Below are 24,656 nucleotides of genomic sequence, written 5' to 3' on the forward strand. Positions count from 1 at the left end.
GGAGCGGAGTTATAGTTAGGAAACTTTCCTATCTATGGCTCAGATCACACACCAGCGGATGCTTCGTGTCAATAGTCGACCCCCAAAACGCGTTTAGTCCTCTGGTTGCGGTCCTTGCACGTGCAAGTACCGCAACCAGAGGACTAAACGCGTAGAGGATAGAGAGCGTCAGCCGGCGACGTCGGCGCGTGCGATCACCTTCGTGATCCGTGCCCGCACCAAGGACTCCTCGGGTACGGCGTTGCGCTTGCCGTAGGCCTCGGCCTGGCCTTCGCCCATGTACCGGCCACCGAGCCTGGTCGCCCATTCGAGCATCTCGTCGTAATCGTTGTGCAGCACCGCTTCGGCGGTGAACTGCACGTACGAGTACGGCGGCTTCTGGTCGTCGACGGCAAGCGAGAGCCGCCCGTCCCGGCGGATCGCCTTCCCCTTGAGCGTGTCCGTGCCGGTGGTGAAGATCAGCTCGTCGCCGTCCGCGCCCTCGTTCAGCAGGAACCACACCGGTGTCACGATGGGCGCCCCGTTGGCGCGGACCAGGCCGAGCATGCCCGTGCGGGTGCCCTCGCTCGCGAACTGCCACCACTCGTCCCGGCTCATCTCACGCATGAACGAGACGCTACCGCCGCCCGGAGCCCCTGGCACCCCGGTCACCCGTGCGGGGTGTCGGGGGCGGCGACTAGCCTGGCCTGCTGTGCGAGACGACGAGCTGACCGGGATGGGGCTGGCCGACGAGGGGCTGACCCGCCGCCTCAAGGCGCTGGCCTGCACCGCGCCCTTGCACGACCTCGACGCGCGCAAGGCGAAGCTGGACTGGGCGGACGCCACGATCTACCAGATGGCCGAGATCGCGCTGCACACGATCGACCAGGTCACCGTGTCGATGGACTTCGACACCGGCGCCGACCACGAACAGGTGATCGTGCGGTTGCTGCCGTTCGTCGCGCTCCAGGCCCCCGGCCGGACGCCGGACGAGCACGCCAAGGTCGCTCGCTGGGTCCTCGACAACCTGATCAACGTGGGCACCACCGACCGCGGGTTCCGCCGCGTCTACGGCTCCATCGGCCCTGGCGGCGGCTACCAGCGACGCCAGTTCGACTTCAAGCTGCTCGTGGAGCTGGCCGCGCCCAACGGTGAGGTGTACCTGCGCGCCACCGACGAGGCGATCAACGTGCTCGTCGGCGCGCTGGACACCGATGTCGAATCCGCCCAGATCGCGGCCGAGGTCAAACTCGAGAACCTGATCAACCGCGGCCGTCTCGCCGACGCGAAGCTCGCCGCCGAACAGGCCCGCTACCGCACCGTCCAGTACGGCGAGACGCTGCGCGCTAAACTTGACGCCACCCGGCGCGACGTCCGCGCGGTCGACTGGGAGCGCGAGGTTCCGGACCTGCTGGACCAGGCGCTGTCCCATATCGAGTCCCGGTTCCGCGCCGAGAACGCGATCCTCAAGAACATCACCGCGTCCCGCGACGAGACCGAGGACCCCGATCGCAAACGCCGCGCCGCCGAACTCGTCGACATCGTCGGCGACTGCATCCGCCGCCACACCCGGCTGCAGTCGCGGCTGGCCGACGCCGGAGCGGTGTTCCGCGCCGAGCAGGACCGCCAGCAGTTTTCCGGGCCGCCACAGCGCGCGACGATCGACCTGTTCGGCCAGCTCCTGATGCCGACGCTGGGCCTGCCGATCGCCGACGCCGTCGCGCCTGCCGAGTCGTTCTTCCACGCCGGGGCCGGGATCTCCCCGCCGACCGTGCCGTCACTGTCCTCGCTGGTATCGCTGCTGCTGCGGCCGGCGCCGGAACGCGACCAGCTCGTCGGCGAGATCCCCGAACCCGAGCTGATGCCCGCCGACGTCACCGACAGGTTCGGCGATGAGCAGTGGCGCCTCGCCGACGACCTGCTCGACCTGCCCGAGGTGCCGCGGCGGCTGTCCGGCCTGCTCGAAGAGGCCCGCCTGATCGACCCCGGGCTGCCGGCCCTGGTCGCGTTGCGCGCGGTGCACGCCTACAGTCCCGGGGTCGGCGCGGCGCTGCGGCTGGGGGAGCGCCAGGTACTGCTGGCCGTCGACGACGGCACGCTGCTCGAAGACCCCGAGTTCGGCGGAGCGGACCTGTTGCTCTCGTCGGCGAGGGTCGATCGCCACGACGAAGAAGAAGACGAGGAGGTCGCGTGACGACGGGGATTTCTACAGGGGACGTCGAATCCGCGGCCCGGCTCGTCTCGTTCGGCATGCGCCCGAAGCAGTTGCCGTCGCGGGACGTCGTCTACGGCGACCTCGTCCGGCGCTACGGTGAGGACAGGGCGTTCAAACAGCTCACGCACGCCGTCGCGGCCGGGCTCGGGCTGATGGTGCTGGAGGTCAATCTCCAGGCCGGTGCCGTGCTGGCGGCGACCGACGAGTCCGTCTTCGAGATCAAGATGGACAGCTACGCGCGGCAGAGCAAGATCCGCGAGCGCCGCGAGACCGAGAAGGTCCTGCACGGGCTCATCCACCTGGCCACCGCCGCGCTCGGCTACCCGCGCCCGGACGACCTCGCCAACGACACCTACATCGGCCGCGTCAGCGTCGAACAGGTGGACGCGATGGTGCGCGAGGCCTGCCGGATCCTCGACGAGCGCGCGGTGGAGGCCGAGGCGAACAACGATCCGCTGGCCGACGCGCCCGAACTCGAACAGGCCTGGCGCGCCTACGCCCGTCGTCCGGCGGCGGCGGCGACCAAGGATGGCAGGCTGGCGTCGGACACCACCCGCGGCATGGTCGCGCGTGCGCTGCGCTTCCTCGCGGATCAGGGCTTTCTCGTCCAGGTCAGCGGAGAACAGGGCGGGACCTACCGCACCACACCGCGCTATCAGGTGCAGGTGCGCGAACTCGCCGCCGACGCGGCCTTCGACGATCTGCTCGCGCTGAACGTGGTGTCGGTCGCCAACGGCGGCGGGACCTTGCGCGCTGCCGCGTCGGACACGCTCTGAAGGGGACGGAAGGAATGTACGAGCTTTCGCGGGTTCGCCTGCACTCGGTGGGCCCGGCCGGTGCGCGGTACCAGGACGTCGTGCTGGACTTCAGCGGTGTCGGCGCGGCCATCACCGCGCCCCAGCAGGACGCGCTGTTCAGCGCCGGGATCCACCTTGCCGGGGAGGGGCCGCCGCGGCGCCCGTCGCCGGCGAGCGTGCTGTTCCTGGAGAACGGCGGCGGCAAGTCCGTCCTGATCAAGCTGATCTTCTCGGTCATGCTGCCCGGCCGCCGTCAGGTCGTCGGCACGACGAACACCAAGGTGCTGGAGAAGTTCGTCGCCGCCAAGGACGTTTCGCACGTCGCGCTGGAGTGGCTGCAGGTCGAGACCGGCCATCGGGTGATCACCGGCAAGGTGTCGGAATGGCGTGGGCACGTGGTGTCGGCGGATTCGGAGAACCTCGTCGATTCCTGGTATTGCTTCCGCCCCACCCCTTCGCTCGATCTGGACACGCTGCCGCTGACATCGGACGGCAGGCTGCTGACGATGTCCGGCTTCCACGACCTGCTCGACAAGGTGCACGGCGGCGAGCCGGAATTGGAGCTGTTCTGGACCCGGCGTCACCACGAGTGGACGTCCCGGCTGGACGGCCTCGGCCTCGACACCGAACTGTTCCGGTACCAGCGCGCGATGAACGCGGGTGAAGGCGAGGCTGCGGACGCGTTCGCGTTCAGCACCGACGAGGCGTTCGTCGAGTTCCTGCTGCGTGCGGTGCTTTCGGAGGAGGAACCCAAGGATCTCGCCGAGGTCGTCGCGACCTACGCGCACAATCTCGCGCAGCGCGGGGACCTGGTGTCCGAGCGGGACTTCGTCGCGGGGGCGCTCGATCTGCTCACGCCGCTGGCGGACGAGGAAGGCGTCGCCGCGGCGTCACGGAAGCTCGCTGACGCGGCCCGCGCCCAGATGCGGACGCTGGCCGCTCAGGTCGCCGCTCGCGACAAGCTGGAGAACGAACGGCTGAGCGGGCTCGACCAGCACGTCGACGAGGTGAAGTCCGCGGAGAAGCTGGCCGAGGGCGACCATCGCCGTCTCACCGCCGGGGTGACCGAACTCCGGCGCCTGGTCGGGAAACTGCGGCTCGACGAGGCGCAGGAGAGCAAGAAGCGGATCGACGGCGAACTGGCCGAGGCCAAGACCGCCGCCGAGGCCTGGCGTGAATGCGCCACCGTGCTCAACCATCTCAACGCCGCTCGCAAGGCCCGCGATCTCCGGGAACTGGTGGGCAATCGCGAGCAGAAGGCGAAACCCGCGCTGCGGGCGCGCAACACCGCCGCGACCGCCCTCGCGCGAGGTCTGCTGGCGCTGGCGAAGAACGCCACCGATCAGGCCGCGAAGGCCGAGGCCCATGTCGGCGCTTTGCGTTCCGAAGCGGAGAAGGCCCAATCCGAACGCGACGAGTCGGCGAACCTCGCGGCCTCGCGCCGGGCCGAGGCCCGCGGGCTGAGCGCCCGGATCGCCGAAATCCGTGAGGAGATCGCGGAAACCGTCAGGTCCGGCGCGCTCAAGGCCGGGGCCGACGTCGCCGAAGCGGCACGCTTGACCAGGACGGAGGCGGAGACGACCGCCGCCGAACTCGTCCGCCGCGAACAGGAACTGGAGCGGGTCGCCGAGGATCTGCGGGCCGCGCAAGCGACCGTCAACGACGCCCACCGGCTCGCGGGGTCCACAAAGGACCGGTTGGAACGCGCGGCCGACGAGCTCGACCGGGCCAACCGGCGCACCGACGCACTCGCCGTCGAACCCCGGCTGGTCGAACTCCTCGGCGCGGACGACGTCGCGCTGGAGACGGATCTGCCGGTACTGCTGGAACGTCTGCGCGAGGCGGGTTCGACCGCCGAGAAGGAGCAGACGGCGTTGCGGATGGAGGAATCCGTCGACGAGCGCGCGCTGGCCGCGCTCGGTTCCGGCGGTCTCCTGCCCGCCACCGAAGAGGTCCAGGCCGCGTTGGACGCGCTGGAAGCCGCCGGGATGAACGCGTGGTCCGGCTGGCGCTATCTGTCTACTTTGGACAAGAAGCGGCGGGCGGCCGTGCTGGCCCGCGCGCCGCAGCTGGTCTCGGGGATTCTGCTCAACGAGCCGGAGCAGGTCCGGCTCGCCGAGAAGGTGCTGGCGGAGCGGCGTTTGCTGCCCACCACGATCATCCCGGTCGCCACGACCGAGGCCACCACGGCCGACCGCCTGCCGGGTGAGGCGGGCATCGAATTCCTCGTCCCGCCCAACCCGGCGATGTACGACGAGGAAGCGGCCGACGCCGAGCGCGAGGCCATCGCCCTCCGGCACGCGGAACGGCAGCGCCGCCTGGAAGCGCTGGCGACGTCGCTGGCCGACGACAGCGCGCTGTCGTGGAAACTCAAGACCTGGCGCGAGGATTACCCGCCCGGCAGCATCGCGACGCTGGCCGAACAGTCGCAGAACGCGCGCACCGCGCACGAGACCGCGCGGACCGCGTTGGAGCGGGCGGAAAAGGAGTCTCAGCGGTTCGGGGAGAAGGCGACCGGGCTGCGGGAGCGGGTCCCCGAACTGCGGACCGCGTCGGCCGAGGCGGGGGAGCGGGCCCGTGGGCTCGAAGCGCTGGCCGCCCGTGCCGCGAAGATTCCCGAGTGGACGGACGACGTCGAACGCGCGACGGAGACCGCCGAGCGGGCCGAGTCGACGGCGTCCGAAGCCGCGGTGAAGGCTTCCCGGCTGCGCGAACAGGCCGGTGAGGAACAACGCACCGCCGACGGGCACCGGCGCACGGCGACGACCGCGAAGTCGGAACTGGCCGAGGTTCCGGGATCGAGTGACGTCTCCGAGGACGACGCCGTCCCGGCCGAGCCGGTCGACGCGTTGCGGCGCACGTTCGCGTCGGCGTCCGAGGCGTACTCGAAGGTCGAGGTCGGCAGCGATCTGCGGGCCGAACTCGACCAGGCGGAAAACGTCGAGGCGTCCGCGCGGGCGGCCGTCGAGGCGCTGGACGACGCCGTCCGCGAGCGGGCCTCGACGTTGCTGGAGACACCCGATGGTTCCGACGCTTCGGCGCGGGCGGCCGCGCAGGCGCGGGCGAACCGGGCGGTCGCGGTACTGGAGGAGGAGCGCACCGAGATCGTCGGACTCGTCGCGACCCGCAAGGCGGAACTGAGCCAGCTCCCGGAACTGGCGTCGGCGCTCGCCGCGATCTCTTCCGACGCGCGGCCGAAGGACATCGAGCACGGTCTGGCGCTCATCGACGACGCCAGCCTCGAAGTGTCCGCCGCCGCGCGGAAATGGGAAGAACTGCAGGAGCGCCGCGCCGCTGCCGAAGCGACGCTGGAGTCCGCGAAGACGTCCGCGTCCGGCTTCGGCGTGCTGGCCGAATCGATGGCGCACCTCTTGTCCAAAGAGGACGATGAGGCGGCGTTCGATGGTGACGTCGAATCCGCTCGTACCAAACACTCCCGGCTGAACACCGCGCTCACCGAGGCGCAGGACGCCGCCGACGTGGGCGACCGCCGGGTGCGGGCCGCGGCGGACCAGCTGGCGCAGTACGCCACGGACAAACGGTTCGAGAAGCTCAGCACGCCGGTGCGGCAGCAGGTGATTTCTGTCCGCCGCGATCAGCTGCCCGCCCACGCCGCGGAATGGGCCGAGGCGTTACGGCCGCGGTTGCGCACGCTCACCGACGACCTCGCGCAGATCGACCGGCACCGCGGCGGCATCATCACCCGGTTGCAGGGCATGGTCGACGGTGCTCTGCGCACTCTTCGCGCGGCACAACGGGTTTCGCGGCTGCCGGACGGTCTCGGCGACTGGTCGGGCCAGGAGTTCCTGCGGATCCGTTTCACCGAACTCGAGGAGAACGTGCTCGCCGAGAAACTGGGCGAGGTCGTCGACGAGGCCGCGGTGGGGAAGACCTCCGACGGCCGGGACGTCAAGCGGGACGGGCTTTCGCTCGTGCTGCGCGGCGTGCAGGCCGCCGCTCCCAAGGGTTTCCGGGTCGACATGCTGAAGCCGGACTCCGTGCTGCGGACCGAACGGCAGCGCGTCTCCGAGATCAGGGACGTGTTCTCCGGCGGGCAGCAGCTGACCGCGGCGATCATCCTGTACTGCACGCTCGCCGCGCTGCGGGCCAACAACCGTGGCAAGGCCCGCAGCCGGCACTCCGGCGTGCTGTTCCTCGACAACCCGATCGGCCGAGCGTCGGCGGGCTACCTGCTGGAGCTGCAGCGTGCGGTCGCGGAGGCGCTGGGTGTCCAGCTGATCTACACCACCGGCCTGTTCGACGCCGGCGCGCTGAGCGAGTTCCCGCTGATCGTGCGACTGCGCAACGACGCGGACCTGCGGGCGGGTCGCAAGTACCTGTCCGTCGACGCCATGATCCGGAACGCGACCGACGAACTCGGGGACCCGGACGGCGTCGCGCGACTCTCGGCGACGCGACTGTTCACGCGGCAGGCGGAGGAACCGGAAGAGGAGGAGACGGCTTGACAATCCGGTGCCACCAGGTGCCACCTGGTGCTATCCTCTGACCATGAGCGTTCAGCATGAGATTTCCCAGCGTGATCTCCGGAACCGCTCCGGCGAGATCATGGACGCGGTCGAGCACGGTGAAACCTTCACCGTGACCCGCAGTGGCTCGCCCATCGCCCAGTTGGTTCCGCTTTGTCGCAGGCACGCCGTGTCCCGGGACCAGTTCGCCGCCGTCTCGGCGAACGCTCCGCTCATCGACCCGGACAGGTTCCGCGCGGACCTCGACGACGCATTCGCGGGGGAGGCTGACGATCCCTATGGCCGCTGAGGTCCACGGCCTGCTCGACACGAACATCCTCATCCTCCGGCGGGCGATCGATCACGCCCAGCTGCCGGATCTGATGTCGATCAGCACGATCACCCTCGCCGAGCTTTCGGCGGGTCCGCATTACGCCACCGACCCGGCCGAACGGGCACGGCGCACGGACCTGCTGCAACGGGTGGAGTCCGAGTTCGACCCGCTGCCGTTCGGCACCGAAGCGGCGCGGATCTTCGGCCGGGTGTCGGCGTCCGTGCTCGCGCTGGGCAGGACACCCCGGCGGCGGATTGCCGACCTGATGATCGCCAGTGTGGCCATCGCGCACCAGATGCCGCTGTACACCACGAATCCTCAGGATTTCGAAGGCCTGAAAGAACTTCTCGACGTCGTCCCGGTCACTTCGCCGGTATAGGCCGTGACCGAGCCGAAGTGCGGAACTGCCCAGGAGCCTGGTGGCGTGCGCGCCGGAAAGCCCGGCTGAACGCGTAGACCGACGTGTAGCCGACCGAGCGGGCGATGGTGTCCACCGTGTCGCGGAGCCGGACCGCGGCCAGGCCCATCCGCCACTGGTGAGGTAGTCGCCCGGGGTCCGTCCGGTGGTTTCGCGGAAGCGGCGGGTCAGCGTGCTGCGCGAGGTCGACAACTCCGCCGCGAGCGGGTCGGTGGTCCACGGATCCTCGTGGATCTTGACCAAGGCCACGCTGATCAACGGATCCCCGAAGACGCCGAGCCAGGTCCCCCGCGTCTCGGCCGGTTTCTCCGTCCGCCACACGCGGAGCAACTGACCAGGAGGATGTCGACGAGCCGGTTGAGGACGAACTCGGTCGCGCTGCGGACGCGCGAAAGCAGCCGGACGGTGTCGTCCAGTCCGCCGCCGTCGTGGTTCGCGTGGATGTGCACCAGGTCCGGCAGTCATCCCGGTGATCGAACTGGAGCGGGTCTAGGGAGGAGCTGAAGGGGACTTTCCCCGCATCTCACGTGGTGAAGGGCGCTTTCCCCGCATCGCATGCGGGGAAAGTCCCCTTCAGCCGGAGCCGGAACGCTGGCTGACCGAGGTCGAGGACGCGACCGAGCGCGCGCTGAAGGTCGTGGTTCCGCGACGGCGTCCACCACTTCCTGGAGGACGTCGGCACTGACGTCGAACGGCCGTCGATACGGAGGCGAACCACCTGGCCGGGTGGTTCGGAGCGGTGCGAGTCACGCCATGGATGCGCACGCCGCTGGAGCGACGGCTAGCACAACGAAGCTGAGAGTTTCCCCAAGACGTCCTGGTGACGAACCACTTGATCGATTCTTGACCCGACCCACCGAGTGGTGGAAGTCTCGTCAGGGCAAAGAGGGCCGCCCCAGCACGCACGCTAGGGTTGCGCCCGAGTAAAGGACGTCTTACCGGGGCGATCCCGGACGAGTCTCTAGGGAGTGGCAGCAGTGACGGTTCGCGTAGGTGTCAACGGCTTCGGCCGCATCGGCCGCAACTTCTTCCGGGCCGTGCAGGCCGCCGGTCACGACATCGAGGTCGTCGCGTTCAACGACCTCGGCGACGTCGCCACGATGGCCCACCTGCTGAAGTACGACTCCATCCTCGGCCGTTTCCCGGGTGAGGTCAGCGTCAGCGACGAGGGCATCGTCGTCGACGGCAAGACGATCAAGGCCCTCGCCGAGCGCGACCCGGCCAACCTGCCCTGGGGCGATCTGGGCGTGGACGTCGTCGTCGAGTCGACCGGCTTCTTCACCAACGCCGACGCCGCCAAGGCGCACCTCGCCGGTGGCGCGAAGAAGGTCATCATCTCCGCGCCCGCCAAGGGCGAGGACCTGACCGTGGTGCTGGGCGTCAACGACGACAAGTACGACGGCTCGCAGAACATCATCTCGAACGCCTCCTGCACCACGAACTGCCTCGGCCCGCTGGCCAAGGTCCTGCAGGACTCGTTCGGCATCGAGCAGGGCCTGATGACCACCATCCACGCGTACACGCAGGACCAGAACCTGCAGGACGCGCCGCACAAGGACCTGCGCCGCGCCCGCGCCGCCGCGCTGAACATCGTCCCGACCTCGACCGGTGCGGCCAAGGCCATCGGCCTCGTCCTGCCGGAGCTGCAGGGCAAGCTGGACGGCTACGCGCTGCGCGTCCCGATCCCGACAGGCTCGGCCACCGACCTCACCGTCACGCTGACCAAGAGCGCGACCCTCGAGGAGATCAACGCCGCGTACAAGGCCGCCGCCGACGGCCCCCTGGCCGGCATCCTGCGCTACAACGAGGACCCGATCGTTTCGGCCGACATCGTCACCGACCCGGCGTCCTGCATCTACGACGCGCCGCTGACCAAGGTCATCGGCAACCAGGTCAAGGTCATCGGCTGGTACGACAACGAGTGGGGCTACTCCAACCGCCTCGCCGACCTCGTCAAGCTCGTCGGCAACAGGCTTTCCTGACCGATGGCGCTGAAGAAACTCGAAGACCTGCTGGGCGAGGACGTCTCAGGCCGGTTCGTACTCGTACGGTCCGACCTGAACGTCCCGCTCGACGGGGGGAAGATCACCGACGACGGCCGCGTCCGCGCGGCCCTGCCGACCCTCAAGCGCCTCGCCGAGGCGGGCGCGAAGGTGGTCGTCACGGCGCACCTCGGCCGCCCCAAGGGCGAGCCGGACCCGAAGTTCTCGCTCGCGCCCGTCGCCGCGAAACTCACCGAGCTGCTCGGCGTCGATGTCCCGCTGGCGGGTGACTTGGTCGGCGAATCCGCCAAGGCCACCGTCGCGGGCCTGACCGACGGTCAGGTGGCCCTGCTGGAGAACGTGCGCTTCGACGCGCGCGAGACCAGCAAAGTCGAAGCGGAGCGCCAGGAACTGGCCGCCGAGCTGGCCGCGCTCGTCCCGGGCGGCGCGTTCGTCTCCGACGGTTTCGGTGTCGTGCACCGCAAGCAGGCCTCGGTCTACGAGATCGCGCGGGCGCTTCCGGCATATGCGGGCGGTCTGGTGCTGGCCGAGGTCGACGTCCTCAAGAAGCTCACCGAGGATCTCGCGCGGCCGTACGTGGTCGTGCTCGGCGGCGCGAAGGTGTCGGACAAGCTGGGCGTGATCGCCAACCTGCTGACCAAGGTCGACAGGCTGCTCATCGGCGGCGGCATGGCGTACACCTTCCTCAAGGCCCAGGGCCACGAGGTCGGCAACTCGCTGCTGCAGGAAGACCAGCTGGAGCAGGTCCGCGGCTTCCTCGCCGAGGCGGAAAAGCGCGGTGTCGAGCTGATCCTGCCGGTGGATGTCCTCGCCGCGACGGGCTTCGCCGCCGACGCCGAGTTCGACGTCGTCGACGCGACGGCCATTCCGGCCGACCGCATGGGTCTCGACATCGGCCCGAAGTCCCGCGAGCTGTTCGCGGGCAAGCTGGCCGACGCGGCGACCGTGTTCTGGAACGGCCCGATGGGCGTCTTCGAATTCGAGTCCTTCGCCGGCGGCACCCGTGCCGTGGCCGAGGCGCTCGTCAAGAGCGACGCCTTCACCGTGGTCGGCGGTGGCGACTCCGCCGCGGCCGTGCGACAGCTCGGCCTCCCCGAGGACGGCTTCTCGCATATCTCGACCGGCGGCGGCGCGTCGCTGGAGTACCTGGAGGGCAAGGAACTGCCCGGAGTCGCTGTGCTGGGAGAGAACGACTAGTGGCGCGTAAACCGCTCATCGCCGGCAACTGGAAGATGAACCAGAACCACCTCGAAGCCATCGCGCTGGTTCAGAAGATCGCCTTCGCCCTGCCGGAGAAGTACTACGCGAAGGTCGACGTCGCGGTCCTGCCGCCGTTCACCGACATCCGCAGCGTCCAGACGCTGACCGACGGCGACAAGCTGTCGCTCACCTACGGCGCCCAAGACCTGTCGCCGCACGACTCCGGTGCCTACACCGGTGACGTGTCGGGCGTGATGCTGAAGAAGCTGGGCTGCAGCTTCGTCACCGTCGGGCACTCGGAGCGGCGCGAGTACCACGCCGAGTCCGACGAACTCGTCAACAAGAAGGTCAAGGCCGCGCTCAAGCACGGCATCACACCGATCCTGTGCGTGGGGGAGAAGCTCGAGGTCCGCGAGGCGGGCGAGCACATCGCCCACACCACGACCCAGCTGGTCGAGGGCCTCAAGGGGCTCAAGGCCGAGCAGGTCAAGGACGTTGTCGTCGCCTACGAACCGGTCTGGGCCATCGGGACCGGCAAGGTCGCGACCCCGCAGGACGCCGAGGAGGTGTGCGGAGCCATCCGCGCCACCCTCGCCGAGAAGTTCGGTGCCGAGGTCGCGTCCTCGGTCCGGGTGCTCTACGGCGGCTCGGCGAAGGCCAACAACATCAGTGACCTCGTCGCCTGCGAGAACATCGATGGTGCCCTCGTTGGTGGTGCCAGCCTGGATGGTGACGAGTTCACCAAACTCTGCGCGCTCGCCGCGGGCGGGCCCCTGCCCTGATCGGGGCACAAACGGGGTAGCCTGTGTATTCGGTCCGTCACACAGCAGTGGACGAGTCCAGGAGTACGGTGTGTTCAGGTAGACAGTGTGTCCGATAGCACTGCACTGCCGGTGCGCACCGTACTCCTGCATTCTCCAAGAGCGCAGAGGATGACATGAAGCTGTTCCTGCAAATCCTGTTGATCGCCTCCAGCTTTTTCCTGGTGGTAGCCGTGTTGCTGCACCGCGGTCGTGGTGGCGGCCTGTCGTCGCTGTTCGGTGGCGGTATGCAGTCGAGCCTGTCCGGCTCGAGTGTGGCGGAGAAGAACCTCGACCGGATCACGGTGTTGCTGGGTTCGGTGTGGCTGATCAGCATCATCGGCCTCGGGCTCCTGCTCAAGGTCTGATCGATCCAGGTGTTTCGGCGTGCCTATGGGGGGCGCGCCGCCGATCCCTATAGGTGTGAGGATTCATGGTTGGCGGTAACGCGATTCGGGGCACCCGCGTGGGTGCCGGTCCTTCGGGCGAATCGGAACGGGGTGAGTCGGCGCCGCGGCGCCGTATTTCCTACTGGTGTGCCAACAGGCACGAGGCGCAACCGTCGTTCTCGATGGACGCCGAGATTCCCGAAGAGTGGGACTGCCCACGCTGCGGGCTCCCCGGCGGGCAGGACGAGAAGAACCCGCCTGCCGCGCCGCGGACCGAGCCCTACAAGACCCATCTCGCCTACGTGAAGGAACGGCGTTCCGACGCCGACGGCGAGGCCATCCTCGCCGAGGCGCTGGAGCGGTTGCGCCAGCGCCGGGAGATCTAGCCTCCGGTATTCCAGGGCTGATGCCCGCGTCCGCGATCCCGTCGCCAGGGTGCGCCCGTTTGGCATGCCAACACCAGGTTGGCGGGGTGTGCTCTGCGCCGGGCGGGTTCAGCGCAGCTCCGCCGCCCGGCCGGTCACCGGTCGAGCGGGTACCGGGCACGCACCCGGAACCCGCCGTCCTCGGTGTCGGCGGTCTCGAAGCTCCCACCCAGCAGTCGAGCGCGTTCGGCCAGTCCGGTCAGCCCATGCCCTCCCGAGGGCAGGGCCGCACCGGACGTCCGGGCGCGCTCATTGCGTATTTCGACCTTGAGCGAACCATGCTCGCCCTGGATCCGGATGGTCGCGGTGGCACCCGGTGCGTGCTTGTGCACGTTGGTCAGGCATTCCTGCACGGTCCGGTAGGCCGCCGCCGAAACCTGGCTGGGCAGGAGGTCGGGGATCCGCTCGACGGTGAGGTGCACCGGGACGTCCGAGCCTCGGATCAGCCGGTCGAGTTCGTTGATCCCCGGTCGCGGTCCGTCGTCCTCGGAGCCCGAGCGCAGCACGCTCACGAGTGAACGCAGCTCTTCGAGCGTCTTGGTGCTCAGTTTCCGGATGACCAGCGCGGTCTCGAGCGAGCGGGGGTCGGTGGTCTGCGCCTGCAGCGCGCCGGCCTGCATCGCGATGAGCGTGATCTGGTGCGAGACGACGTCGTGCATCTCGCGAGCCAGCCGGGCGCGCTCCTCCGCTCGGACGGCGTCGGCGTGGAAGCGGCGTTCACGGTCGCGGCTGGCGGCGAGTTCGGAGAGCTTCTGCGAGATCTCGGCCCTCGCCCCGATGAGCAGGCCGATGGCCACCGGCATGCCGGCGACGATGACGCCGTAGATGCCGTCCAGGACGTGTTCGCGCCAGCTGAGTTCGACGAAGTCGGCCAGCGGCCACTGGACGAACCGGCAGGTGAAGACGAGCGCGAACCCGGTCCAGGTCTGCCAGTGCATCTGCTTGCGGGTGGCGAGGAAGCCGAGCGCGATCATCGCGGCCAGCTGAGACCAGCCAGCCAGGAAGCCGGGGACGGTGACGATCACCGCGAGGAACGGCAGCTTGCGGCGGAAGGCGAGGCCGAGGCAGGCGGCGCCGGACAGGTAGATGGAGTACGGCTGGGCCTTCTCGGGGATCACCAGCCAGACGTCGAGTGCGGCCAGGAAGATCGCGAGCGTGTCGACTCCCAGCGCGACCAGCGCCGGACGCTTGATCTTGGCGAACGACATGACCCCGGCGGCACGGCGCATGCGGTCGGCGGCGTCCGCTCCGGAGCCACCCACCGAGATACCTGGCATCGAGAGACCCTCTGTGCTCATCGCTGGCGACCTCACTCGTCTTGTGGACTTGAATGAAGAGACGTGTTCTTCGCCCGATCGGGACGCGCAGGAACGAACAAATGTGCGGATGCTAACGGGTGGATGTATTAGGGCGGTAAGTTTCCCCCGGTCGGGCTAGCGACTGTCCGGTCACTGTCCGTTCTGCGGACAAGTGCATGAACGTTCGGTCGGTCGGATCCACAACGGACCACCTGGGCTCGGTGGTCCGTTGATCACTTCGACGGGTACCGGCGCGAGTTGTGACGCCGGTGATGCCTTTTTTGATCTTCGTCACTTTTCGTGGTCGCACGGTGACCCTTTCGTGCGTCCTTCCCTTCCTTTCAGGGTAGGGAAGAGAGACCTTCACGGACTTCCGCCATGGGGGTGTCGTCGATGAACCCGGCTGAAGGGGACTTTCCCCGGGTCCTACTCGGCGAAGGGCGCTTTGCCCGCGTCACATGCGGTGAAGGGCCCCTTCAGCCCACTCGTGCCATGCCCCGCCAGCCACAGGCACAGCAGCCACAGTGCCCCTAGGCATCCTCAAACGCGTGAAGGCCCCCTTACCTCAGCTCAGCCGAGAGAAGGGGGCCTTCACGTGCGATAGAAGGTCAGCCCGCAGGCGTTTGGTAGACCTTCGTGAGCTTCGAGGCGGAGCCCCGGTCCAGCAGCCAGAGCGTGCGACGGCTGCCGCGTGCTCCCGCCACCGGGATCTGGACCTCGCCCGCACCGGCCAGCGCCTGCGCGACGGCGTCCGCCTTGGCGTCGCCGCCGGTGACCAGCCAGATGTCCTGCGCGCGACGGATCGCGGGCAGGGTCAGCGAGATCCTGGTCGGTGGCGGCTTCGGGCAGTCGCGTACCGCGACGACCGAACGCTCCCTCTCGTGCACCGCCGGGCTCTCGGGGAAGATCGAGGCGGTGTGCCCCTCCCCGCCGAGGCCCAGCAGCATGATGTCGAAAGCCGCGTCGTTGGCCGCCAAGACCTCCGCATACGCGGCGGCCGCGGCGTCGACGTCATCGCCGAACTCGCCGTCGGAGGGTGCCATGGCGTGCACCCGCTTCGGGTCGAGCGGGACGTGGTCGAGCAGGGCCTCGCGGGCCTGCTTCTCGTTGCGTTCGTCGGAGTCCGCCGGGACGAAACGCTCGTCGCCCCAGTAGACGTCGAGACGTGACCAGTCGATGGCGTCGCGGGCACTGGAGTCGCGCAGTTCCTTCAGGATCGCGATCCCGGTCCCGCCACCGGTGAGCACCACCGAAGCGGAGCCCTTGGCGGCCTGGACGTCCACAATCCGGGTGACCAGCCTGGCCGCCGCGGCGGCGGCCAGGAGGTCCGGGTTCTCGTAGATGACGACCTCGGACTTGCTCATGAGGTGCTTTTCTTCGAAGCGGTGACAGCGGCCTTCTTCTTGGCGGCGGCCGGAGCTGCCTTCTTCGCCGGAGCGGCCTTGACCGCGGTGCCCGACGAGATCTTGCCGAGCCCGTTCAGCGAAGCCTCGTAGACCTCATCCGGGTCGAGCCGCCGCAGTTCCTCGATCAGGCAGTCCTTGTTGTCCCGCCGCTGCAGGGCGATCCGCCGCGTCGGCTGGCCCGGCTGGGTCAGCGTGCCGACCCGCCCGTCCGGCCGGTGCAGTTCCACCGGGCCGGAACGCCGCTCCAGCGTCACCGAGATGATGCCCGCGGCACCGGTGCTCTTGACCCGCTTCACCGGCACCTTGAGGTACTCGGCCAGCCAGCCCGCGAGCAGTTCGGTCGACGGCGAGTCGGTTTCACCGGTCACGGTCGCGCCGGTGACCTTCTCGTGCGGCGGAAGGTCCAAGGCGGACACCAGCTGGGCGCGCCAGCTGGTCAGCCTGGTCCATGCCAGATCGGTGTCACCCTCCACATAGGACTTCGCCCGGGTGGTGAGTGCTCTTATAGGTGACTTTTCCGCGGCGGAGTCGGTGATCCGGCGCTGGGCCAGCTCACCGAGCGGGTCCTTGGCCGGAGCCTTCGGACCGGTGCCCGGCCACCAGGTGACGATCGGCGCGTCCGGCAGCAGCAGCGGCACGACCGCGCTCTGCCCCTGCGAGGCCAGCGGACCGTAGAGCCGCAGGACGATGACCTCGCTCGCGCCGGCGTCGCCGCCGACCCGGATCTGGCCGTCGATCCGCGGTGCCGCGGTCCGCGCGCCCTTGGCCACCACGATCACCCGCGAGGGGTGCTCCCGGCTGGCTTCGTTGGCGGCTTCGATCGCCTCTTCGAGCCGGTCGTCGTCGTCGGCCACGATGACCAGCGTCAGCACCCGGCCGAGTGCCACCTGCCCGCCCTGTTCGCGGATTTCGACGAGTTTCTTGTTCAGCTGCGACGTCGTGGTCGACGGCAGGTCGATGATCACGGACGCCTCCAGTTCCGGCCGGTACGCTCCAGCATTTCGTCCGCGGACGGCGGTCCCCACGAGCCGGGCGGGTACGCCTCGGGCGCGCCCTTCTTGGCCCATTGGTCGAGGATCGGGTCCAGGATCTCCCAGGACAGTTCGACCTCTTCGTTCACCGGGAACAGCGACGGTTCGCCGAGCAGCACGTCCAGGATGAGCCGCTCGTAGGCCTCCGGCGAGGACTCGGTGAACGCGTGCCCGTAGCCGAAGTCCATGGTGACGTCGCGGACCTCCATCGTGGTCCCCGGCACCTTCGACCCGAACCGCAGCGTGATGCCCTCGTCGGGCTGCACCCGGATCACCAGCGCGTTCTGGCCCAGTTCCTCGGTCGAGGTCGAGTCGAACGGCAGATGCGGCGCCCGCTTGAACACCACGGCGATCTCGGTGACCCGGCGGCCCAGCCGCTTGCCGGTGCGCAGGTAGAACGGTACGCCCGCCCAGCGGCGGTTCTGCACCTCCAGCGTCACCGCGGCGTAGGTCTCGGTGGTCGAGTCCTTCGCGAAACCGTCTTCCTGCAGCAGGCCCGGCACCTTCATGCCGCCCTGCCAGCCGCCCGCGTACTGCCCGCGCGCGGTGGTCTCGTCGAGCGGGCCCAGTGGCTTCGTCGCCGAAAGCACCTTGACCTTCTCGGAGCGCAGCGCACGCGGCGCGAACGAGACCGGCTCCTCCATCGCGGTCAACGCGAGGAGCTGCAGCAGGTGGTTCTGGATGACGTCGCGCGCGGCGCCGATGCCGTCGTAGTATCCCGCGCGGCCGCCGAGACCGATGTCCTCGGCCATGGTGATCTGCACGTGGTCGACGTAGTTGGCGTTCCAGATCGGCTCGAACAGCTGGTTCGCGAATCGCAGCGCCAGCAGGTTCTGCACCGTCTCCTTGCCGAGGTAGTGGTCGATGCGGAACACCGACTCCTCGGGGAAGACGTCGTTCACGATCTCGTTGAGTTCCTTGGCACTCTTGAGATCGCGGCCGAACGGCTTCTCGATGACGACGCGGCGCCAGGTCTCCTCACTCGCGTCGGCGAGGCCGGAGCGGGCGAGCTGCTTGGTCACCACCGGAAACGCGCTCGGCGGGATCGACAGGTAGAACGCGGTGTTGCCACCGGTGCCGCGTTCGGCGTCGAGGTCCTTGACCGTCTGCGCGAGCCTGTCGAAGGCGTCATCGTCGTCGAAGGTGCCCTGGACGAACCGGATGCCTTCGGCGAGCCGGTTCCACACCGACTCCTTGAACGGCGTCCGCGCGTGCTCCTTGACCGAGTCGTGCACGAGCTCGCCGAAGTCCTGGTGCTCCCAGTCCCGGCGGGCGAAGCCGACCAGCGAGAACCCGGCCGGCAGCAGCCCGCGGTGGGCGAGGTCGTAGATCGCCGGCATCAGCTTCTTGCGGGCGAGGTCGCCGGTCACGCCGAAGATCACCAGGCTGGACGGCCCGGCGATCCGCGGCAGCCGCTTGTCGCGCGGGTCGCGCAGCGGGTTGTTCCAGGCTCGGGTCACTCGCCTGCCTCCTGCACCGCGCGGACCAGTTCGGCCAGGCCGGCTGCCCGGTCGGTGAGGTGCAGGCGCAGCACCGGACGACCGTGCTCCGCGAGCACCTGGCCGTCACCGAGCGCCTGCGCGTGCTGCAGGACGCCGAGCGTGTAAGGCCGGTCCGGCACGTCGAGATCCTGCTCGACCGCGCCGGTGATCTGCAGGAAGACACCGTTCTGGTGCCCGCCCTTGTGGTACTGCCCGGTGGAGTGCAGGAACCGCGGCCCCCACCCGAAGGTGGTCTGACGGCCGGTCCGCTTGGCGATCTCGCCGCGCAGGAGCGACGTCGACGCGTCGTCGAGACGGTCGAGGTACGCCTGCACCGCGATGTAGCCAGTTTGGGGGGCGGAGTCGAAGAAAGCCCGCAGAATGTCCGCGAGCTTCCCGTCCGTCGACACGCCTGCCGCGCCGAACACCTCGACCGCGCCGTCCACAGTGGACGGCTCTTCGCCGCCCTTGAGCGCGTCCGGGTTGTCGAGCAGCGCCCGCGCGGCCTTCTTGGCGGCCTCGACGTCGGGCTGGTCGAACGGGTTGATCCCGAGCAGCCGTCCGGCGAACGCGGTCGCGAACTCCCACAGCAGGAACTGCGCGCCGAGTGAGCCGGTCACCGAGATCTTCGCGGTGCCTTCGGCCTGACCGACGGCCACCGGAGTGGCGTCGTCCTTGGCGTCGGCGAACCCGGGGGACTCCGGGCCCTCGACGGCGACCGGGAGGAGGCCGGTGCCCTGCTTGCCGGTGGACTCGGCGATCAGCTGCTCCGCCCAGTCGGCGAAGCCCTTGATGCCAGATCCCGTGTCGGCGATGACGACCTTCTCGGCGCCCTTTTCGTGCGCCGCGACCCACGCCGCCGCGAGCTTGATCGCGGGGTTGTCCGCCGAGTCGGCGGCCAGGGTCTCGGCGGCCGAAGCGGCTTGGTCGAGCAGGCGGGCGATGTCCGCGCCGGCGAGCCCGGACGGGACGAGCCCGAACGCGGTCAGCGCCGAGTAGCGGCCGCCGACGTTCGGGTCGGCGAGGAAGACCTTGCGGTAACCCTCCTTTTCGGACAGATCCGCGAACGGCGAGCCCGGGTCGGTGACGACCACGATCCGCCGTGCCGCGTCGATGCCCGCGTCGGCGAAGGCCTTCGCGAAGATCCGCCGGTGGCTGTCGGTCTCGACGGTGCCGCCGGACTTCGACGACACGACGATGACCGTGCGCTCCAGGTCACCGGCGAGCGCGTTGGCGACTTGTCCAGGATCGGTGGTGTCGAGGACGGTCAGCGCGACGCCGTCCGTAGCGGTGATCACCTCGGGGGCCAGCGAAGAACCGCCCATGCCCGCGAGGACGACGCGGTCGACGCCCTCCGAACGCAGGTCGGTCCGCAACGCCTCGATCTCGCCGATCAACGGCCGCGAGGACTTGTGCAGCGTCGTCCACGAGAGACGGATCGACGCTTCGGACTCGGCTTCGGGACCCCACAGTGTGGCGTCCTGGGACGCCAATTTCGATGCGACCTGATCGGCGACAAGCCGCTCCGCGAACGGAGCGGCTTCGCCGGCCAGGGCGGCGTCGACAATTTCGACGCCGGTCGTTTCCCCTGCCATGGTCGGTGATCAGTCCTTTGCCTTTTCCAGCTGCCCGGTGACGGTCTCGAGAAGCTCCACCCAGGACTTCTCGAACTTCTCGACACCCTCGTTCTCGAGGGTGAGGAACACGTCGGTGATGTCGATGCCGACAGCGCTCAGTTTGTCGAAGACGGCCTGCGCGTCGGCGCCCTTGCCGGTCACCGTGTCGCCGGTGACGTCGGCGTGGTCCGCCGCGGCGTCGAGGGTCTTCTCCGGCATCGTGTTGACCGTGTCCTTGACGACCAGCTGGTCCACGTAGCGGGTGTCGGAGTACTCCGGGTCCTTCACACCGGTGGAGGCCCACAGCGGACGCTGCGCGTTCGCACCCGCCTCGGCGAGCGCCTTCCAGCGGTCCGAAGCGGAAAGCTCCTCGAACGCCGCGTACGCGAGCCGCGCGTTGGCGAGGGCGGCTTCACCGCGCAGCGCCTTCGCCTCGTCGGTGCCGATGCCTTCGAGTCGCTTGTCGATCTCGGTGTCCACACGGGACACGAAGAACGACGCGACCGAGTGAATGCCCTTGAGGTCGTGGCCGTTGGCCTTGGCCTGCTCGAGCCCGGCGAAGTAGGCCTCGATGACCGCCCGGTACCGCTCGACCGAGAAGATCAGCGTGACGTTGACGCTGATGCCTTCGGCCAGGGTCTTGGTGATGGCCGGGAGACCTTCTTCGGTGGCCGGGATCTTGATCAGCACATTCGGCCGGTCCACGGTCTTCCACAGGTCCTGCGCCTCGGCCAGCGTCTTGTCGGAGTCCTTGGCCAACCGCGGGTCCACCTCGATGGACACCCGGCCGTCGACCCCGTTCGTGGCGGTGTAGACGTCGCGGAACAGGTCCGCGGCGTTGCGTACGTCGGTGGTGGTCAGCTCGCGGATGGCGGCCTCGACGTCGGCGCCGCGGGCGGCGAGCTCCTTGGTCTGCTCGTCGTAGGCCTCGCCCTTCGACATCGCGTTGGCGAAGATCGTCGGGTTGGTCGTCACGCCCACGACGTGCTTGTCGCGGATCAGGCCGGCGAGGTTGCCGGTGTTCAGGCGCTCACGGGACAGGTCGTCGAGCCAGATCGAAACTCCGGCCTCGGACAGCTGCGCGAGCTTGTCGTTGCTCATGCTTTCCCCTTAGTTCTTGGTGTTGGAGATCGAGCGACGGGCGGCCTCGACGACTGCCTCCGCGGTGATACCGAACTCGCGGAACAGCGTGCCGGCGTCGGCCGACGCACCGAAGTGCTCGATCGAAACGTTCTCCCCGGCATCACCGGTGAAGCGGTGCCACGAAAGGGCGATACCGGCTTCGACGGAGACGCGTGCCTTGACCGACGGCGGAAGGACGGAGTCCTGGTAGGACTGGTCCTGCGCGTCGAACCACTCGACACACGGCATCGAGACGACACTCGCCGGGATGCCGTCGGCCTCGAGGGTCTTGCGGGCCTCGACGGCCAGCTGGACCTCGGAGCCGGTCGCGATCAGCACGACCTGGGGTTTACCGTCGGACGCTTCGGCGAGGACGTAACCGCCCCGCTTGACGCCTTCGGCGCTGGTGCCCTCCAGGACCGGCACGTTCTGCCTGGTCAGCGCGAGGCCCGACGGGTGGTGGACGTCCTCCAGGACGGCCTTCCACGCGTATGCGGTCTCGTTGGCGTCCGCCGGGCGGACGACGTTGAGGCCGGGGATCGCGCGCAGCGAGGAGAGCTGCTCGATCGGCTGGTGGGTCGGTCCGTCCTCGCCGAGGCCGATCGAGTCGTGCGTCCACACGTAGGTGATCGGCGCCTTCATCAGCGCGGCCAGCCGCACGGGCGGGCGCATGTAGTCGGAGAAGATCAGGAACGTCGCACCGTAGGGACGGGTGCCGCCATGCAGCGCGATGCCGTTGAGGATCGAGCCCATCGCGTGCTCGCGGATGCCGAAGTGCAGCGTCCGGCCGTACGGGCTGGTCTTCCACATGTCGGTGGAAGCCTTCTCCGGGCCGAACGAGTCGGCCCCCTTCATGGTCGTGTTGTTGCTCTCCGCGAGGTCCGCGGAGCCACCCCACAGCTCGGGAAGCGGGTCGGCGAGGGCGTTGAGCACCTCACCGGAGGCCTTGCGGGTCGCGATGCCCTTGGCGTCCGGCTCCCACTTCGGCAGGTTGTCCGCGAAGCCCTCGGGCAGCGTGCGGGTGGACATCCGGTCCGCGATCTTCTTGCGCTCCGGGTTGGCGGTGCCCCACGCCTCGAACTTCTCCTGCCACGCGGCGCGTGCGGTCTTGCCGCGGTCGACGGCGTGGCGGGTGTGCGCGATGACCTCGTCGTCGACCTGGAAGTTCTGCTCGGGGTCGAAGCCGAGGATCTCCTTGACCGCGGCGACCTCTTCGGCGCCGAGCGCGGCGCCGTGGGCCTTGCCGGTGCCCATCTTCTTCGGCGCCGGGTACCCGATGACGGTCTTCAGCGCGATGAACGACGGGCGCTCGGTCTCCGCCTTCGCGGCCTTGATGGCCTCTTCGATCGCGACGACGTCCTCGCCACCCTCGACCACCTGGGTGTGCCACCCGTAGGCCTCGTAGCGCTTCACGACGTCCTCGGACAGCGCGATCTTGGTGTCGTCCTCGATCGAGATCTCGTTGTCGTCCCAGAAAACGATGAGGTTGCCCAGCTCCTGGCGGCCGGCGATCGACGAGGCTTCGGCGGTGACGCCCTCCTCGATGTCACCGTCGGAGGCGATCACGTAGACGTAGTGGTCGAAGATGCTCTCGCCGACGGCGGGCTCCGGGTCCAGCAGGCCGCGCTCGCGGCGGGCGGCCATCGCCATACCGACGCCGTTGGCCAGGCCCTGGCCGAGCGGGCCGGTGGTGGTCTCGACGCCCTTGGTATGGCGGTACTCCGGGTGACCCGGGGTCTTCGAGTCCCACTTGCGGAGCTGCTTCAGGTCTTCCAGCTCCAGGCCGAACCCGGCGAGGTACAGCTGGATGTAGAGGGTGAGGCTCGAGTGACCCGCGGAGAGGATGAACCGGTCACGGGCGGGCCACTCCGGGTCCGCCGGGTCATGACGCAGCGTCCGCTGGAAGAGCGTGTAGGCGAGCGGCGCCAGGCTCATCGCGGTACCGGGGTGACCGCTGCCGCAGTTCTCGACCGCGTCCGCGGCGAGCACCCGAACGGTGTCGACGGCCCGCGTGTCGAGGTCGGTCCAGTCGGCGGGCACGTTACGCCGGAGGAGTGGGTTCTTCTCGCTGGTAGAGGCGGTTTCGGACACTGAACTCGAACTCCCCGTCATCAGGTTGTGGCTTCTCTTCCCTCATGGGTAACCCACGTGTACCGCTACTAATCTCAATCGATCCGGAAAGGACGATATTCCTGCTCCGGGCCGTTCGCTTCAGGTACGCCGCGACCTACCGCGGCCAGCCTAATGGTTCGGCCGGTCGAGGACCCGCGATCACCCTCTGGAAACAGCACGTCTAACATCGAGGAAGGGTTCAAACGCAGGGATCCGGGGCCCGCCACATCACCCGGAAGCCTGACGGACCCCGGCCCGCAAACTGACGCAGGGAGTGAAATGTCGTTGGTGAACGCTGCGCACGGACGCAGTGACAACACCAGCGCCGTACATCCGACCGGTGAACGACCGCACGGTGGCCGGCGAACAATCCGCCAGGTCGTCGGCGCGTACGCCGCCCTCGCGAAGCCCAGGGTGATCGAGCTACTCCTCGTCACCACGATTCCCGCGATGTTCCTGGCAGGCAGGGAAATCCCGTCGCCGTGGCTGGTGCTCGCGACGCTCGTGGGCGGGACCATGGCCGCCGGTAGCGCCAACGCCTTGAACTGCGTCATCGACGCGGACATCGACAAGGTGATGAACCGCACGAAGCGCCGCCCGCTGGTGAAGGAATCGGTTCCTCGTCGTGGTGCGCTGATCTTCGGTCTCGCGCTCGGTGTCCTGTCGGCCGTCGTGCTCTATTTCACGGTGAATCTGCTCTCGGCGATTCTCGCGATCGCGACGATCTTGTTCTACATCTTCGTCTACACGCTGCTGCTGAAGCGGCGCACGTCACAGAACGTGGTCTGGGGCGGCGCGGCGGGCTGCATGCCGGTCATCATCGGCTGGTCCGCCGTCACCGGCACCGTCGAGTGGCCCGCGTTCGTGATGTTCGGCGTCATCTTCTTCTGGACCCCACCGCACACCTGGGCGCTGGGCATGAAGTACCGCGACGACTACGAGCGCGCCGGTGTGCCGATGCTGCCGGTGGTCGCCACCCCGCAGTACGTGGCGCGGCAGATCGTCATCTACTCGTGGGTGATGGTCGCCTGGACGTTGCTGCTGGTCCCGGTGACGAGCTGGATCTACACGACGTTCGCGATCCTGGCGGGCGGCTGGTTCCTCTTCTACGCGCACAGCCTGAACGCGGCGGTGCGGCGTGGTGAGGAGACCAAGCCGATGTCGCTGTTCCACCGTTCGAACACGTACCTGATGATCGTGTTCGTCGCGCTGGCCGTGGACTCGGCCATCGGCCTGCCGGTCATCGGCCCGCCCTTCTGACCTCTTAGCGCGTGAAGGCCTCGGTCCGTGAAGGACCCCTTGAGGGACCCTGGGTCCCTCAAAGTTCCCCTCACCCCACGCCGGAATGTCACGCTGGTCTCAGCAGCACCACAGCCACGATGACGCCGCGTGTCAGGCCCTCCGTTCCCTCGGCTCAGCCGAGCAATCTCGGCCTTCGCACGGTTCCTGTACTTCAGGTGGTTCAGGGCGCCGGTGATCGTTGGGGGGGCGCGAGTGGCAGGACGTTGAGGATCAAGGGCGGCGGGTTCGTGTGACCAGCGGGACGACTCGCGTGACCAGATGG

19 protein-coding genes and 1 pseudogene are annotated in these 24,656 nt (G+C 68.7%); 11 read left to right on the plus strand and 9 right to left on the minus strand.

Features of this window, described 5'->3' with window-relative positions:
- Positions 1 to 168: 168 nt before the first annotated feature.
- Positions 169 to 606: a PPOX class F420-dependent oxidoreductase gene (locus ACM6LU_RS11910; protein ID WP_414937681.1), complete on the minus strand. Its 438-nt coding sequence runs from the start codon at positions 604 to 606 to the stop codon at positions 169 to 171.
- A 109-nt stretch (positions 607 to 715) separates the two neighbouring features.
- Between ACM6LU_RS11910 and ACM6LU_RS11915 the strand changes: the two genes are divergently transcribed.
- Genes ACM6LU_RS11915 through ACM6LU_RS11935 form a run of 5 tightly spaced genes read left to right on the plus strand, consistent with a single transcriptional unit; the run spans position 716 to position 8,170 of the window.
- Positions 716 to 2,173: a hypothetical protein gene (locus ACM6LU_RS11915; protein ID WP_414937958.1), complete on the plus strand. Its 1,458-nt coding sequence runs from the start codon at positions 716 to 718 to the stop codon at positions 2,171 to 2,173.
- A gap of 56 nt (positions 2,174 to 2,229) precedes the next feature.
- A complete protein-coding gene (locus ACM6LU_RS11920) occupies positions 2,230 to 2,970 on the plus strand; it encodes a hypothetical protein (protein ID WP_414937959.1) in 741 nt (246 codons plus the stop codon).
- 14 nt (positions 2,971 to 2,984) lie between these two features.
- On the plus strand, positions 2,985 to 7,457 hold the full coding sequence (locus ACM6LU_RS11925) for a hypothetical protein (RefSeq protein WP_414937682.1): 4,473 nt from the start codon (positions 2,985 to 2,987) through the stop codon (positions 7,455 to 7,457).
- A 43-nt stretch (positions 7,458 to 7,500) separates the two neighbouring features.
- Complete coding sequence (locus ACM6LU_RS11930) at positions 7,501 to 7,767, plus strand: type II toxin-antitoxin system Phd/YefM family antitoxin (RefSeq protein ID WP_414937683.1); 267 nt, start codon at positions 7,501 to 7,503, stop codon at positions 7,765 to 7,767.
- The gene (locus ACM6LU_RS11935) at positions 7,757 to 8,170 is read left to right on the plus strand and encodes a type II toxin-antitoxin system VapC family toxin (RefSeq protein WP_414937684.1); all 414 of its coding nucleotides are present in this window, start codon (positions 7,757 to 7,759) and stop codon (positions 8,168 to 8,170) included. Before ACM6LU_RS11930 ends, ACM6LU_RS11935 begins: the two co-directional genes overlap by 11 nt.
- Here the strand turns inward: ACM6LU_RS11935 and ACM6LU_RS11940 are convergent.
- A pseudogene (locus tag ACM6LU_RS11940) lies at positions 8,154 to 8,670 on the minus strand (AraC family transcriptional regulator); the annotation flags it as partial. The gene ACM6LU_RS11935 and the pseudogene ACM6LU_RS11940 sit on opposite strands and share 17 nt — an antisense overlap.
- A 516-nt stretch (positions 8,671 to 9,186) precedes the next feature.
- On the opposite strand from ACM6LU_RS11940, the gene gap reads away from it, so the two are divergent.
- The 5 genes from gap to ACM6LU_RS11965 all read left to right on the plus strand — a co-directional run bounded on the left by gap (position 9,187) and on the right by ACM6LU_RS11965 (position 12,987).
- On the plus strand, positions 9,187 to 10,191 hold the full coding sequence (gene gap / locus ACM6LU_RS11945) for a type I glyceraldehyde-3-phosphate dehydrogenase (protein ID WP_414937685.1): 1,005 nt from the start codon (positions 9,187 to 9,189) through the stop codon (positions 10,189 to 10,191).
- A gap of 9 nt (positions 10,192 to 10,200) precedes the next feature.
- A complete protein-coding gene (locus ACM6LU_RS11950; protein WP_414937960.1) occupies positions 10,201 to 11,409 on the plus strand; it encodes a phosphoglycerate kinase in 1,209 nt (402 codons plus the stop codon).
- Entirely contained in the window at positions 11,409 to 12,194 is a 786-nt protein-coding gene (gene tpiA / locus ACM6LU_RS11955; RefSeq protein WP_414937686.1) for a triose-phosphate isomerase, read from the plus strand. The genes ACM6LU_RS11950 and tpiA overlap by 1 nt, the downstream gene beginning before the upstream one ends.
- A gap of 155 nt (positions 12,195 to 12,349) precedes the next feature.
- Positions 12,350 to 12,580, plus strand: a complete 231-nt coding sequence (gene secG / locus ACM6LU_RS11960; protein WP_125783705.1) for a preprotein translocase subunit SecG — start codon at positions 12,350 to 12,352, stop codon at positions 12,578 to 12,580.
- A gap of 65 nt (positions 12,581 to 12,645) precedes the next feature.
- Positions 12,646 to 12,987 carry an RNA polymerase-binding protein RbpA gene (locus ACM6LU_RS11965; RefSeq protein WP_026467877.1) on the plus strand — a complete coding sequence of 114 codons (342 nt, stop codon included), beginning with the start codon at positions 12,646 to 12,648 and terminating at the stop codon, positions 12,985 to 12,987.
- Between the two features lie 134 nt (positions 12,988 to 13,121).
- On the opposite strand, the gene ACM6LU_RS11970 is transcribed toward ACM6LU_RS11965, so the two are convergent.
- The 7 genes from ACM6LU_RS11970 to tkt form a co-directional block, all read right to left on the minus strand.
- Positions 13,122 to 14,324: a sensor histidine kinase gene (locus ACM6LU_RS11970; protein WP_414937687.1), complete on the minus strand. Its 1,203-nt coding sequence runs from the start codon at positions 14,322 to 14,324 to the stop codon at positions 13,122 to 13,124.
- Positions 14,325 to 14,932: 608 nt separating this feature from the next.
- Positions 14,933 to 15,688 carry a 6-phosphogluconolactonase gene (pgl, locus tag ACM6LU_RS11975; protein WP_414937688.1) on the minus strand — a complete coding sequence of 252 codons (756 nt, stop codon included), beginning with the start codon at positions 15,686 to 15,688 and terminating at the stop codon, positions 14,933 to 14,935.
- Positions 15,685 to 16,695, minus strand: a complete 1,011-nt coding sequence (gene opcA, locus ACM6LU_RS11980; RefSeq protein ID WP_414937689.1) for a glucose-6-phosphate dehydrogenase assembly protein OpcA — start codon at positions 16,693 to 16,695, stop codon at positions 15,685 to 15,687. Before opcA ends, pgl begins: the two co-directional genes overlap by 4 nt.
- On the minus strand, positions 16,692 to 18,221 hold the full coding sequence (gene zwf, locus ACM6LU_RS11985; protein ID WP_414937690.1) for a glucose-6-phosphate dehydrogenase: 1,530 nt from the start codon (positions 18,219 to 18,221) through the stop codon (positions 16,692 to 16,694). Before zwf ends, opcA begins: the two co-directional genes overlap by 4 nt.
- Positions 18,218 to 19,837 carry a glucose-6-phosphate isomerase gene (locus ACM6LU_RS11990; RefSeq protein WP_414937691.1) on the minus strand — a complete coding sequence of 540 codons (1,620 nt, stop codon included), beginning with the start codon at positions 19,835 to 19,837 and terminating at the stop codon, positions 18,218 to 18,220. Before ACM6LU_RS11990 ends, zwf begins: the two co-directional genes overlap by 4 nt.
- Before the next feature lie 9 nt (positions 19,838 to 19,846).
- Complete coding sequence (gene tal / locus ACM6LU_RS11995) at positions 19,847 to 20,959, minus strand: transaldolase (protein WP_414937692.1); 1,113 nt, start codon at positions 20,957 to 20,959, stop codon at positions 19,847 to 19,849.
- Positions 20,960 to 20,968: 9 nt separating this feature from the next.
- A complete protein-coding gene (tkt, locus tag ACM6LU_RS12000; RefSeq protein WP_414937693.1) occupies positions 20,969 to 23,071 on the minus strand; it encodes a transketolase in 2,103 nt (700 codons plus the stop codon).
- A gap of 300 nt (positions 23,072 to 23,371) precedes the next feature.
- On the opposite strand from tkt, the gene ACM6LU_RS12005 reads away from it, so the two are divergent.
- Positions 23,372 to 24,352 carry a heme o synthase gene (locus tag ACM6LU_RS12005; protein ID WP_414937694.1) on the plus strand — a complete coding sequence of 327 codons (981 nt, stop codon included), beginning with the start codon at positions 23,372 to 23,374 and terminating at the stop codon, positions 24,350 to 24,352.
- Positions 24,353 to 24,656: the final 304 nt, after the last annotated feature.

Source organism: Amycolatopsis sp. cmx-11-51 (assembly GCF_047608665.1).
Classification (GTDB): Bacteria; Actinomycetota; Actinomycetes; order Mycobacteriales; family Pseudonocardiaceae; genus Amycolatopsis.

What these genes read in the sequence shown, in the direction of transcription:
- ACM6LU_RS11920 (WP_414937959.1), top strand. Translation starts at nt 2,230, where the DNA reads ATGCGCCCGAAGCAGTTGCCGTCGCGGGACGTCGTCTACGGCGACCTC.
- tal (WP_414937692.1), bottom strand. Translation starts at nt 20,959, where the DNA reads ATGAGCAACGACAAGCTCGCGCAGCTGTCCGAGGCCGGAGTTTCGATC.
- ACM6LU_RS11930 (WP_414937683.1), top strand. Translation starts at nt 7,501, where the DNA reads ATGAGCGTTCAGCATGAGATTTCCCAGCGTGATCTCCGGAACCGCTCC.
- ACM6LU_RS11965 (WP_026467877.1), top strand. Translation starts at nt 12,646, where the DNA reads ATGGTTGGCGGTAACGCGATTCGGGGCACCCGCGTGGGTGCCGGTCCT.
- pgl (WP_414937688.1), bottom strand. Translation starts at nt 15,688, where the DNA reads ATGAGCAAGTCCGAGGTCGTCATCTACGAGAACCCGGACCTCCTGGCC.
- ACM6LU_RS11925 (WP_414937682.1), top strand. Translation starts at nt 2,985, where the DNA reads ATGTACGAGCTTTCGCGGGTTCGCCTGCACTCGGTGGGCCCGGCCGGT.
- ACM6LU_RS12005 (WP_414937694.1), top strand. Translation starts at nt 23,372, where the DNA reads ATGTCGTTGGTGAACGCTGCGCACGGACGCAGTGACAACACCAGCGCC.
- ACM6LU_RS11935 (WP_414937684.1), top strand. Translation starts at nt 7,757, where the DNA reads ATGGCCGCTGAGGTCCACGGCCTGCTCGACACGAACATCCTCATCCTC.
- ACM6LU_RS11910 (WP_414937681.1), bottom strand. Translation starts at nt 606, where the DNA reads ATGCGTGAGATGAGCCGGGACGAGTGGTGGCAGTTCGCGAGCGAGGGC.
- ACM6LU_RS11970 (WP_414937687.1), bottom strand. Translation starts at nt 14,324, where the DNA reads ATGAGCACAGAGGGTCTCTCGATGCCAGGTATCTCGGTGGGTGGCTCC.
- ACM6LU_RS11915 (WP_414937958.1), top strand. Translation starts at nt 716, where the DNA reads ATGGGGCTGGCCGACGAGGGGCTGACCCGCCGCCTCAAGGCGCTGGCC.
- ACM6LU_RS11990 (WP_414937691.1), bottom strand. Translation starts at nt 19,837, where the DNA reads ATGGCAGGGGAAACGACCGGCGTCGAAATTGTCGACGCCGCCCTGGCC.
- secG (WP_125783705.1), top strand. Translation starts at nt 12,350, where the DNA reads ATGAAGCTGTTCCTGCAAATCCTGTTGATCGCCTCCAGCTTTTTCCTG.